A 14,075-nucleotide genomic window follows, 5' to 3' on the forward strand; every position below is an offset into this window, starting at 1 on the left:
AGAATGTTTAAGCAGAAGTAAATTCTATAGTCAGACTGGAAGAAAACATTTAGACTAGCAAAATCCAATTCTAAAGGTACCCATACAGTCAAAAGAAAAATCAAAAAAAATGAACTGTATGAGCGATTACCGTAACGTAGAGCCAGCAATATCGGTTCCAAGGTAACTAAAGTCGTAAGATTCATAACACTAGTATGTTGACGTATATGTTTATGAACGTCATTTTTTGTACCTATAAAGGTAGATTAACATCCTCCAATTCTATTCAATAACCAACATGTTGGACTCATCAAATTGCCACATCTCACCATATGCCACTTCCCAATAATATCCGTCCGGATCTGTAAAATAACCGCCATATCCGCCCCAGTCTGTCTTTTCAGGCTGTTTCACAATTTTTGCGCCAGCCTGCTCCGCTTTTTCCATAACACGGTCTACCTCCTCGGCTGATTTCGCATTATAGCCTAGCGTAATTCCTGAAAAAGCAGAAGTTAAATTGGGTGGATTACTCTTATCAAGATCACGCGCTAAATCCTCCAATGGATACAAGGAAATACGGGACCCTTCATTTTTAAAGAAAATAACATGCGGACTAGATTTCGGACCAATCATGGACATGTCAAAGCCCAATTCTTTATAAAACCGATGGGATTCTATAATATTCCTTGTGCCAAGCGTTACTAAGTTTAGACGATTCATTTTTTCTCCTCCTAAATGGTTTACTCTATTAGTTCGATATCGATTATTCTTTTCCTGTTTAAAATAGATAAAAACAAAAAACCTGCTTCGCGAAGCAGGCCTTCTTTTCTTCCTTATGGATTTTTCACATTAAAGGTGTCCCCATCCTCTAAATTCCCGGAATTAAATCCTTTTTTAAACCAGCGCATCCGCTGTTCAGATGAACCATGAGTAAAACTCTCCGGAACCACATACCCTTGAGCCCTTTTTTGGATTGTATCATCGCCAACAGCACTGGCTGCTGTGATAGCCTCCTCCAGATCCCCTTCCTCAAGTAAATCCATACTCTCAGCATGATGAGCCCATACACCGGCTAAATAATCAGCCTGCAATTCAAACCGTACTGAATAGTCATTAGAGCTTGTACGCTGCTGATTTTTATCGGTTTCCAATAAGGTTTGTACATGGTGGCCGACTTCATGGGCAACAACATAGGCCATCGCAAAATCACCCGGTGCTTGAAACTCCCTTTTCAGCTCATTATAAAAGCTTAAATCTATGTAAAGCTTATGATCTCCCGGGCAATAGAATGGGCCTACAGATGACCCAGCCGTTCCGCAGGCTGATTGAACACTGTCATTATAGATAACGAGAGTAGGCTCTTCATACACCAGACCTTCTTCTTTAAAAAGCTTAGTCCAAACCTGCTCTGTATCAGCTAATACGACCGATACAAATTCAGCGAGCTCCTCTTCCTCTTGTGTTCCAACATACTCTGTATTTGATGTATTAGTAGATGTGCCTCCTCCCAGCTGATTTAATAGATCAGCAGGATTCCCACCTAAAAACGTAATCACCAGCAATAGTATAATTCCGCCAATTCCACCGCCGATAATCCCTTTACTGCCCATCCCTCTGCGGTCCTCCACGTTAGTACTGGCTCTTCTGCCCTTATATTTCATACAATTTCCTCCCAATCCTCTCTAATCCTATTTATTGCTTATACCCGTAATTGAATGGAAGTAATTCATGGAATTGGCAGACTAGCTTATTTCAGATTGTAAATAAAGATGGGCCAAATCTCTCACACTGTTCATGCTATCTAGTAATATTTAATTATTTTCTCTTGGAATCTCCGAATTGTATACTAATTTTATACAAAGGGTATATATATTATATAAAGAAGTATAAAAATCAATGATAAAGGATGTTCAAAGATGAAAACATTCAAGGTTGGTAATCCCGTATTTATTATGGAAAAAGGAGAAAAGGTAGAAGGAGTCATTGCCCAAATTGACAAAGCCAAGCAAACAGCCACTGTCTATTTTAGAAAACCAGTTTATAACCTAAGAAAAAGAACATTCCGTTATGATTTTCTACACAGTTTAGATGAGACAGCTCTGACATCAGACGACTATCTAGACCTTATGAACCTGGCAAAGTCTTTGAGTCAAGATCAGCTTTACGGAGAATTTAAGTCTGACTTAAAAAATCTTGAAAAACACTAACCCCGGCTTACTGATCTCACACATTAATATTTACTTACCGCTACTAAACAAACTACTATCGTAAAAAGAATTAATACTACCTTCTAAATTTAATAGAGATATATTCCTCCAAGAAGCAGGGCAAGGATTAGTAAGCTGGAATCATTTTTAGATACTTTTATAAGAAAGCCATATAGATTGGATCACGATTTATACTACTTTCATAAAAATAAGAAAAACCAGCTTGAGGGTATTAATCCACCCAAGCTGGTTTTCTATTAATTAGTATTCACTTACTCTAAAAGCTTAGTGTTTTCTTTTCCAAACATACAAGCCGCTTCCAGCGATAAGGAATACACCTAAAACCAATAGAATATTTAATGTAGATTGGCCAGTTTTAGGATTTTCAATGAAGTTTTGCACTACTTCAATAATAGTTGGTTCCTCTTGCTTTTCAGCAGAAGCACCCTGATCCACGGTTGGTTCTTCAGGATCCGGTGTAACTACTGGAGCATCCTGCTCAGATACTGTTACTGTTACAGAACCTTCATCAACTATTTCTTTACCATTCACAACCACCTTCGCTAATGCAACGTTCATTAATTCACCAACGTCATCCGCAGTAGCCACATGTGTGACTGTAAGGGTTTTAGTTTCGCCTGCTTCTAGTTTCTCAATAACCGTATCGAGACCAACCATTTCGTCCACTACGTTTACATTAGTCAAGACGTGTTTGCCTGTGTTCGTAACCGTAATTGTGTATGTGATAGTTTCTCCGACTTTAACCTCTTCTTTATCCGCTTCTTTATTCACATCAAGAGCGTAAGTTGGATCAACGATGACAGTGACTTCATCACTGATTGGATCCATACCGTCTACAATAGCTGTTATGACATTTGTATACGTTGTATCAGCCAGGTCGGTTTTCGGAATCACATAGTCAACTTTGTACGTAGCTCTTTCGCCAATCTTAAGATTAATTGGACCTGTATAGCCTTCAAGTTCCAATTGTTCAATATTAGCATCGCCATTTTTACTGAAGATGCCTTCAAGTTCAATCCCTTCCAAATCAATATCACCTGTATTCTTCACGGTGATTGTATAATGGATGGTTTCACCTTGTTTGTACTGTTGTTTGTCTGTTGTTTTGGATACTTCAAGACTAGGCGTTCCTTTTTTGTTTTCGATCGGCATTTCGACTACAGATTGATCGTCGATTGTAACTGTCCATTTTTGTCCTTCTTTGAAAATGTATCCTTTAGGAGCCTTCGTTTCTTCTAATTCATATTCTCCATATGGCAAGTTCTTAAAGAACGCTACCCCTTCTTTATCAGTAGTTAGAGTTTGGACATTTCCATCTTTATCAGTAAGCGTAAATTCTGCTCCTTCCAAGACTTTCGTGTCATCTGCAGAATCGACTTTAACTACTTTCAAGTCCCCAACCGGCTCATACTGATTAGTGAAGGTTACTACCGTTCTATTGTTTTCACTTACCACTATATGACCTTCAAGTGCTTCTACAGATTCTTCCGCACCGCTGACTTGATAGCTTGTTCCTAGATAGTTGTAAGATTCGTTACTGTAAGCTTGATCAGGTTTTACTTCCTCGATGGTATACTTGCCAGGGTTCAAGCCTTTAAGTACCCTACTATCTCCGGCAGGTATGATGATTTCTTGCTCAGAATCATCTGGGCCTGTAATAATGAAGGAAAATTCAGCAGCATCCAAGTGATCCTTAGATACTCCAGTCACCTCTTTATTCACCAATACGCTACCAAGCTCATAGCTGTTAGTGATGTCGAAATCCTTAACTGTTGCTTTGTATCCAGGAACTGGTTCCTCAGTCACAGTGTACTTGATTTCCTTACCACCAGCGTACTTGTCAAGATTTTTGAAGGTATACATCCAGTTGCCATCTTCATCTGGCGTCACGTTGACACTATCGACTTTCTTGCCGTTAGCCAACAGATTCACCGTGATAGATTCTGGACGTTTACCATCCTGATCCTTGTTGTCATCCCATGTTTTTGTTCCAGAGATATCGATTTTCTCAGGTGTATGGGTGTTGGTGATGTTATAGCCATTTACGGTTGTCTTGTATTCTTTGACCTCTTCCTCGGTTAAAGTGTACTCGACTTCCTGACCTACCTTACCCACCTTATATTTCGGTAGGTTGGTGAAACTGTATGTCCACTCATCTTCTTCAGTGACAGTCTTGCTGTCAACTTTCTTACCGTCAGCCAATAGGTTCACCATGATGCTTCCAGGACGCTTACCATCTTGGTTGTTGGCATCATTCCATGTTTTTGTACCGGAAACGTCGATTGTTTCAGGATCATGGGTGTTGGTAACCTTAAATCCTTCAGCAGCATCTCCCGTAATCGTATCGGTATAGCCTTTTGGTACGTTAGACTCAACTACAGTGTAGGAAATCTCTTGACCACCATCCCTGTACACATCGAGTTGGGCAAAAACGCCAGTCCAATTATTTTCATCATTCAACTCAATTGTTTCGCCTGTGTCTTTACCATCCGCAAATAGACTCATAGTGACTTTATCCGGACGAACTCCATCTTGGTTGTCCGCGTCATTCCAAGTCTTATTCACTTTCACTGAAGTCTGTTTCGGCAGATGAATGTTATATACTTTATAACCTTCATTTGCATCTCCAGTGATAGTATCGGTGTAGCCATTCGGCACTTCGGGTTCAACTACCGTGTAGTCAATTAACTCTCCACTTTCCTTGTACTTATCAAGCTCAGTGAACGTGTAAGTCCAATCATTTTTACCATTCAATACAATATTCTTACCTGTCTTATTACCATCAGCCAACAGGCTCACTGTTACTTCCTCAGGACGAAGTCCGTCCTGATCATCTGCATCGTCCCAAACTTTGGTCACTTTTACTGATGTCTGCTCAGTATTGGTTATTACATAACCCTGAGATGCATCTCCAGTAATAGATACACGATAGCCTTCGACATCAGACTCAGCTACGGTATAGATGATTTTCTTTCCACCGTCCTTATATACATTAAGCTCGGTGAAAGTATTGGTCCAGTTATTATCAGGGTTCAACGCAACCGTCTGGCCTGTCTCTTTTCCGTCAGCCATCAGGCTCACCGTTACTTCCTCAGGGCGGTGTTTGCCCTCATTGTCCCCGTCATTCCAAGCTTTAGTCACCGTCACAGAAGTTTGCTCAGGTGTATAGGTATTAGTTATTGTCGTTCCTTCAAAATTGGTGCTATAATCTTCAACCCTATTCTCAGTTAGGCTATAGGCAATTTCATTTCCATTTGCATACTTATCAAGATTATTAAAAGTATACTCCCAGTTGTCCTCAGCCGTTACTGTAACAGAGTTGAGCAGATTACCGTTTGCCAACAAGTTAATAGTGACAGATTCTGGACGTTTTCCATCTCGATTGTCTCCATCATCCCAGATCTTCTTACCAGAGATAGAGAGTTTCTCCACCTTATGGGTATTGGTCAACTCAAATCCCTTAGCAGCATCTCCACTAATTGAAACCTCATAGCCTTCAACAGCGGACTCGGCTACGGTGTAGGTGATTAATTCCCCATCCTCATTGTATTTATCAAGTTTGAGGAATTTATCTGTCCAGTTATTTGTATCATTTAACTGAACGGTTTTATCTGTTTCAGCGCCATTAGCTAACAAGCTCACCGTGATTTCGTCCGGGCGAATTCCGTCCTGGTCATCCTCGTCATTCCAAGTTTTGGTCACTTCCACTGAAGTCTGCAAGGTATTGGTTAACACATAACCATCGCTCGCGTTTCCAGTGGTAGATACCCGATACCCTTCCACGTTTTCTTCAACTACGGTGTAGTAGATTTCTTTCCCATCCTTATGGTATTTATCAAGAGCAGGGAATTCATCTGTCCAGTTATTATTATCATTTAATTCAACGGTTTTACCTGTGTCCTTACCATTAGCCCACAAACTTACCGTTACTTTTTCCGGACGGAGGTTATCCTTGTTATTCGCATCAGACCAAACCTTGTTTGCTTTTACTGAAGTCTGCTCGATATTCGTTATCACATAACCCTCAGTCGCATTTCCAGCAATAGATACTCGATAGCCTTCGACTTCAGACTCAGCTACCGTGTAGTTGATTTCTTCCCCATTCTCATTGTATTTATCAAGTTTGAGGAATGTGGCTTTCCATTCATTATCACCAGTCAATTCAATGGTTTTTCCCGTTTCATCCCCATCAGCCAGCAGACTAACTGATACTTTTTCTGGACGAAGCTTGTCCTTATTATTGCTATCATTCCATACTTTCGTTACTTGAACTGAAGTCTGCTCCGTATTGGTTACCACAAAACCATTGTTTGCATCTCCAGTAATGGATGCCCGATAGCCTTCGACTTCAGACTCAGCTACGGTATAGGTAATTTTCTTCCCGCCGTCTTTATACACAGGAAGTTTGGTAAATGTGCTGGTCCAATTATTATCAGGGCTTAGCACAACAGTCTCGCCAGTCTCTTCTCCATCAGCCAGCAGCTTCACTGTTACTTTGTCAGGGTGGAGATTGTCCGCTTTTTGCCCGTCATTCCATGCTTTGGTCACCGTCACAGAAGTTTGCTCAGGTGTGTAGGTATTTGTGATTGTCGTTCCTTCTATCTTAGTGCTGTAGTCTTCAACTGTAATCTCTGTCACACTATAGACAATTTCCGTTCCCTTCTCATACTTATCAAGATTATTAAAAGAGAACTCCCAGTTATTCTCAGCCGTTACTGTAACAGAGTTGACTGATTTACCGTTAGCCAGCAAGTTAATGGTAACAGATGTAGGTCGCTTTCCATCCTGATCGTTGCTATCATTCCAAATTTTCTTACCAGAGATAGAGATTTTCTCCACCTTATGGCTATTGGTTAACTCAAATCCAGCGGCAGCATCTCCACTGACTGAAACCTCATAGCCTTCAACAGCAGACTCGACTACTGTGTAGCTAATTTCCGTTCCATTTTCAGAGTATTTATCAAGCTCATCGAAAATAGCAGTCCAGTTGTTATTACTATCTAACTCAACAGTCTTACCCGTCGCATTTTCATTAGCCAGTAAGTTCACCGTTACTTTTGTAGGTCGAATTCCGTCCTGGTTGTTTGCGTCATCCCAAGTTTTCTTTACTTCCACTGAAGTCTGCAAGGTATTAGTTAACACATAACCATCGGTCGCATTACCAGTAATAGAAACTCGATAGCCATCGACGTCTTCTTCAACTACGGTGTAGTTGATTGCTTCTCCATCGCTCTTATATTTATTTAACCCACTAAAAGTAGCAGTCCAGCTATTCTCTTCGTTTAATTCTACCGTCTTTCCTGTCTCTTGTTTATCAGCCAGCAGCTTCACTGTTACGTTTTCAGGGCGTTTTTCCTGGTTATTGGCATCATTCCAAACCTTGCTGACATTGACGCTCGTCTTCTCTGGTCCAGTTATGGTTGTTGTAACTTCGTTTGTGACTGTATCATCGATTAGCCCAGAGTTACGAATAATATACTGATTCCCATTATCGAATAGTGATTCTTCCACGTTAACTGTGGCTTTAAAACTTATTTCAGCCCTACTATTAGCTGCCATTTCTCCAATTGGGATTGTTAGAACTCTAGAATCTTTATCATAAGTAGCAGTATTGATACGGTTTCCATTCAAAGTTATTGAATCTGTGTCTAATGATAATCCTGGATCAAGCGTATCTGTCAAAGTAACATTTGTTGCTTTCTTTTCACCTGTGTTTAATGCAGTGAAATGATACGTTAGCTCCTCGCCGTTTAAGGCTTCTAACTTATCGACACTTTTCTCTGCAGTTACATTAGGTTCAAATTGGATAGATGTCGTAATTTTTAAGTTAGACTGAGTTGTATGTCTTTCCATATAGAAAAAATCAAAATCGTAATCTTTTTCTTTTTCAAGCCCCAACGTACTAGCCATCTCATCCAAATCTATGGTAGCTTCTTGTTCGCTATGAACCCCACCCAAATCTATAGCAAGCTTACCGTTAATGAAAACCCACACGTCATCATCACCTATAAATGTAAACTTTTCCTTACCTTTATAAGTGAATTTTGTATGCATTTCCAGGGAGAAATGATAGTTGTGATGCCTATATTCATTTCCAAACAGCTGATCATCAATTGGATAAAAGTGGTTACTGTGATAACTATATGTTCCGTCACTGTTTTTATTCAGCGGTAAATATGCTGATAGTGACATATTATTCGCTGAATTATTGAATAACTCATCAAGTTTTGCATTAATTTGTTCATCTGTAAGACTTGGAGCATTATGGTAAAACATAAACCGTGTATAATCAATCATATTCTGATTAAAAACAGGCTTTTTATCTTCACCAATTTGTCCATTTACCATATTTTTTCTACCTGAAGTAGAATTTAAACTCATTTCAAATAGATACCCATCCGCCTTAAAATCACGAATCGTAATAGGTAGCCTAATGTCTCCACTAGCAGATAAATTCGCATTAGAATCAGCAAGTTCTCCGTCATTAGATGGTACGAATTCTAATGCCCTACTTGCTTTGGAAGATTTTGAACTATCTCCTCCAGTGGAACTATCCTCATTGTTTCCACTGTCTCGAACATTTTCCTCCAACTCATTTACCGCCAGAATATCAGCAGGTACATTTTCCGTTGTTTCTTCAGTTCCTTTTTCGTCCTTGTCTTCAGTTTCTTCCTCTGTAACTTCTGCTGATTCTTTTGGTACTTCAGTTTCATCAGTTGTCACTTCTGGTTCTGGTGATGTGACCTGAATCGCAACAGATTGAGTACCTCCGTTCTGAGCAGTTAGTTGCGGCATGTATTCACCTGCTGCATCAGCTGATACTTGCACTTTCACAACTTGGTTACTTTCTTCTTTCCAAGTAAAACTTAAGGATTGAGCATCTTTATTACTGATATCAATATTGTCTTGACCTTCAGTAAATTCCTTAATACTCAAACCAGTTGGTACAGAGAATGTTAATGTACCAGAATCTTCTCCACTGTCAGTAAGTGTCGCTGTTAGCATATCTCCTTCTTGAGCAGATGGATTGTCGAAACTAATTCCAACAGTTGCAATGTCAGCATTAACATACTGAGCTACCGGAGTTAAAACAGTTTGCACAAGAAGAAAAAGCAACGTCAGAATTGAGAATGCTCTTTTTCTCGTGCGTTTTTTCATGTAGTACCTACTCCGAGTCGATCTCATGATTCACACACCCTTATGAAGTTTTTTGGAGCAGCTTTTAAAGCACTATTTAATCGATTTCACTGAACATCTCCTTTCCTTCATATTGTTTATCAGAATAATATTATAAAATAGTAAATATTCTAATAAACTGCTTACAACAACTATATTAACAATTTTCAAACAATTAAAACTAATGTAATTATTTACAATAGTTATATTAATATATTTTAATGTGTTATAAAACTAAATATCAGCAAGCTCAAATGGATAAGGCGTGGGGTTAAAGGTGGAGTATTTTTTGAATTTATGTAGTTGGGACTCGATATTAATTTAAACCTAAAAAACCAGCTTAAGGAACTAATCTCCCAAGCTGGTTTTCTATTAATTAGTATTCACTTACTCTAAAAGATTAGTGTTTTCTTTTCCAAACATACAAGCCGCTTCCAGCGATAAGGAATACACCTAAAACCAATAGAATATTTAATGTAGATTGGCCAGTTTTAGGGTTTTCAATGAAGTTTTGCACCACTTCCATAATAGATGGTTCTTCTTGGTCTACAGCTGGATCATTTTGATCTGTAGCTGTGTCATCTTGAACAAATCCTAGAACCTCTTCATTTGTTGCTACTTTAACTGTTACAGAACCTTCCTCAACTATTTCCTTACCATCGATAACCACCTTCGCTACGGCAACGTTTATTAATTCACCTACGTCTTCAGCTGTAGCTACATGTTTGACTGCGAATGTTTTTGTTTCGCCAACATCAAGTTTCTCGATAACTGTATCAAGACCAACCATTTCGTCGACTACGTTCACATTAGTTAAGGCGTGTTTGCCTGTGTTCGTAACCGTAATTGTGTATGTGATAGTTTCTCCGACTTTAACCTCTTCTTTATCCGCTTCTTTATTCACCTCAAGAGCGTAAGTTGGATCAACGATAACAGTAACTTCATCACTTATCTCCACATCGTCTACAGTTGCAATTATCACATTTGTGTATGTTGTATCCGCAAGGTCTGTTTTCGGAATCACATAGTCAACTGTGTACTTAGCTCTTTCGCCAATCTTAAGATTAATTGGACCTTTATAACCTTCAAGTTCCAATTGTTCAATACTAGCATCACCATTTTTACTGAAGATGCCTTTAAGTTCGATTCCTTCCAAATCTATGTCACCAGTATTTTTCACGGTGATTGTATAATGGATGGTTTCACCTTGTTTGTATTGATGTTTGTCAGTTGTTTTGGACACTTCAAGACTAGGCGTTCCTTTGGTATTTTTGATTGGCATTTCAACTACAGATTGATCTTCGATTGTAACTGTCCATTTTTGTCCTTCTTTAAAAATATACCCTTTAGGAGCCTTAGTTTCTTCTAACTGATATTCTCCATATGGTAAATTCTCAAAAAGTGCTACCCCTTCTTTATCAGTAGTAAGAGTTTGGACATTTCCATCTTTATCTGTAATCGTAAATTCTGCGCCTTCCAAGACTTTCTCGTCATCTGCAGAATCGACTTTAATTACTTTCAAGTCACCAACCGGCTCATACTCATTCGTGAAGGTTACGGCCGTTCTGTTGTTTTCACTTACCACAATTTGAGCTTCAAGTGCTTCTACGGATTCTTCCGTTCCGCTGACTTGATAGCTAGTTTCAAGGTAGTTGTAAGATTCGTTACTATAAATGTTGCCTGGGTCGACTTCCCTGATTTTGTACGTACCCGGTTTCAATTCAGTAAGGAGTACATATTCTCCGGCTGGTACGGTGAATTCATGATTATAATTCTCGCCTGTGACAACGAAGGTAAACTCAGCTGCATCCAAGTGTTCTTTAGATACTCCAGTCACCTCTTTATTCACTTTTACGCTACCAAACTTATAGCTATTAGTGATATTAAACTCATTAACTGTTGCCTCGTAGCCATGGACTGATTCTTCTGCCACAGAGTAGATGATTTCCTCTCCTGCCTTATACTTCGGTAGGTTGGTGAAACTGTACTCCCACTCGTTGTCAGCTGTCACAGTAGTAGACTTGATTGGTTCACCATCAGCCAACAGATTTACCGTAATAGATTCTGGACGAATGCCATCCTGGTTATTGTTATCTGCCCATGTTTTTGTACCGGAAACAACGAGGGTCTCTGGGTCATGGGTGTTGGTGATGTCATAGCCATCAATGGATGTGTTGTATCCAGCGACTGCATCCTCAGTCACGGTGTATACAATTTCCTCTCCTGCCTTATACTTCGGTAGGTTGGTGAAACTGTACTCCCATTCGTTATCAGCTGTCACAGTAGTAGACTTGATCGGTTCACCATCAGCCAACAGATTTACCGTAATAGATTCTGGACGAATGCCATCCTGGTCATCGTTATCTGCCCATTTTTTCGTCACAGGAATCTCAATTGTCTCTGGATTATGAGTGTTAATGATTTCATAACCATTAACGGTTGTCTCATATCCATCCACTTTATCCTCGGTTACGGTGTATATAATTCCTGTACCTCCCTCATACTTCGGAAGGTTGGTGAAAGTGTACGTCCAGCCGGTATCCGCTGTCACTTCCTGGCTTGCAAATTCCTCTCCATCGGCCCACAAGCGCACTGTGATGGAGTCTGGGCGTATGCCATCCTGGTCATCATTATCTGCCCATTTTTTCGTCACAGGGATCTCAATCGTCTCTGGATTATGAGTGTTAATGATTTCATAACCATTAATGGTTGTCTCATATCCATCCACTTTATCCTCGGTTACGGTGTATATAATTCCTGTACCTCCCTCATACTTCGGAAGGTTGGTGAAAGTGTACGTCCAGCCGGTATCCGCTGTCACTTCCTGGCTTGCAAATTCCTCTCCATCGGCCCACAAGCGCACTGTGATGGAGTCTGGGCGTATGCCATCCTGGTCATCATTATCTGCCCATTTTTTCGTCACAGGGATCTCAATCGTCTCTGGATTATGAGTGTTAATGATTTCATAACCATTAATGGTTGTCTCATATCCATCCACTTTGTCCTCAGTCACGGTGTACACAATTTCCTCTCCTGCCTTATACTTCGGTAGGTTGGTGAAACTGTACTCCCACTCGTCGTCAGCTGTCACAGTAGTAGACTTGATCGGTTCACCATCAGCAAACAGATTTACCGTAATGGATTCTGGACGAATGCCATCCTGGTTATCGTTATCTACCCATTTTTTAGTACCGGAGACCTTGGTTGTCTCAGGTGTATAGGTATTGGTAATAGTGAAGCCAGAAGCTGCATCACCTTCAATATTTTCGGAGTAATTAGCGACATCGTCCTCAGTAATCGTGTAAGTATACGCTTGACCTTTCTCGTCATTCATCTCCAGTTCATCGAAGGAGAAAATCCAGTTTCCATCCTCATCAACCTTTGCTCCTGTCATAGTCTCAGATGCGATTTTGGTACCGTTTTGTAACAGGTTCACGGTAATTGAATCGGGACGAATACCATCCTGGTTGTTGTTATCATCCCAGATTTTAGTGACCTCTACACCCACTACATATCTTACTACGCTAAAGTTTTGGATATCTTTCAAATCGAAATCCAGACCATCATACTTGCCAGTCCATTTATTATAACCATCACAGTTTTCAGCAGCGTCTATGATGCCGTCGTAACCGTAAGTAATGATTACATCATTGTACTCATTTCCCTCTCCATCCTTTAAATCGGCTTCGATGATTGCTTTAGATTCATCATTTAAGTCACTAAATTTGATACTGACGTTATTCATCTTCCGGAATTCATAGTTGTCCGGATGTTCAAAGCCTGTATAGGTCGTACCGTTAACCTTAACAGAATCAACGTTAGTGACATACGCAGTAATAGTCTCTTCAGATGTAGAGATTACTTCTCCAGTTATTGACTTTACATAATTAACGATTGTCAGTTTGACTCCATTGATACGAACGTCAATGTGCCCGAATACGTGATTGGAATTAACGTTAGTTTTGCTAACTTCCGATTCTTCAAGCGCAAGAGTCGTTTTTTGCTCTGATGTAGTGTTTTCAGGGTCTTCCGCTTCATCTTCAACTGATTGCGCTTCTAAAGAATCGTTTTCATTGCTTTGTGCTTCCACTTCTTCAGTTACTGGATCAGCCTCAGTTGCATTTGTACTTACTTCTTCTTCAGCCGAGCCATCCCCGGAAACTTCTTCACTCTCTTCCTCTGCAAATGAGTCCTCCACAGAAGCATCAGTACTCTCTTCTGCCGCAAGTGACTCCTCAGCAGATCCATCTTCACTCTCTTCCTCAGTTGTTGCTTCTGTCACTTGTTCTTCGTTGTCAGTTTGCTGAATTGTTTCATCTTCAAGTGCAGATGCATTGATGTAGGTAGATTCAACCTCTCCACTCTCAGCATTAACATACTGAGCTACCGGAGTTAAAACAGTTTGCACAAGAAGAAAAAGCAACATCAGAATTGAGAATGCTCTTTTTCTCGTGCGTTTTTTCATGTAGTACCTACTCCGAGTCGATCTCATGATTCACACACCCTTATGAAGTTTTTTGGAGCAGCTTTTAAAGCACTATTTAATCGATTTCACTGAACATCTCCTTTCCTTCATATTGTTTATCAGAATAATATTATAAAATAGTAAATATTCTAATAAACTGCTTACAACAACTATATTAACAATTTTAAAACAATTTAAACTAATGTAATTATTAACAATAGTTATAT

General features: G+C 39.7%; 5 protein-coding genes. 1 reads left to right on the plus strand and 4 read right to left on the minus strand.

The window, feature by feature from the left end; translation table 11 throughout:
* Positions 1 to 261: 261 nt before the first annotated feature.
* Together AC4G3O_RS03535 and ypfJ are read right to left on the minus strand one after the other, a co-directional pair.
* Positions 262 to 699 carry a VOC family protein gene (locus AC4G3O_RS03535; protein ID WP_139891619.1) on the minus strand — a complete coding sequence of 146 codons (438 nt, stop codon included), beginning with the start codon at positions 697 to 699 and terminating at the stop codon, positions 262 to 264.
* A gap of 113 nt (positions 700 to 812) precedes the next feature.
* Entirely contained in the window at positions 813 to 1,640 is an 828-nt protein-coding gene (gene ypfJ, locus AC4G3O_RS03540; protein WP_491135819.1) for a KPN_02809 family neutral zinc metallopeptidase, read from the minus strand.
* Positions 1,641 to 1,895: 255 nt separating this feature from the next.
* Between ypfJ and AC4G3O_RS03545 the strand changes: the two genes are divergently transcribed.
* The gene (locus tag AC4G3O_RS03545; protein ID WP_491135820.1) at positions 1,896 to 2,186 is read left to right on the plus strand and encodes a hypothetical protein; all 291 of its coding nucleotides are present in this window, start codon (positions 1,896 to 1,898) and stop codon (positions 2,184 to 2,186) included.
* Between the two features lie 285 nt (positions 2,187 to 2,471).
* Here AC4G3O_RS03545 and AC4G3O_RS03550 read toward each other — a convergent pair whose 3' ends face one another.
* On the minus strand, positions 2,472 to 9,365 hold the full coding sequence (locus AC4G3O_RS03550) for a Cna B-type domain-containing protein (RefSeq protein ID WP_491135821.1): 6,894 nt from the start codon (positions 9,363 to 9,365) through the stop codon (positions 2,472 to 2,474).
* Positions 9,366 to 9,783: 418 nt separating this feature from the next.
* Entirely contained in the window at positions 9,784 to 13,848 is a 4,065-nt protein-coding gene (locus AC4G3O_RS03555) for a Cna B-type domain-containing protein (RefSeq protein WP_491135822.1), read from the minus strand.
* Positions 13,849 to 14,075 lie beyond the last annotated feature (227 nt).

The sequence above is a fragment of the Bacillus sp. z14 (2026) genome (assembly GCF_058313575.1).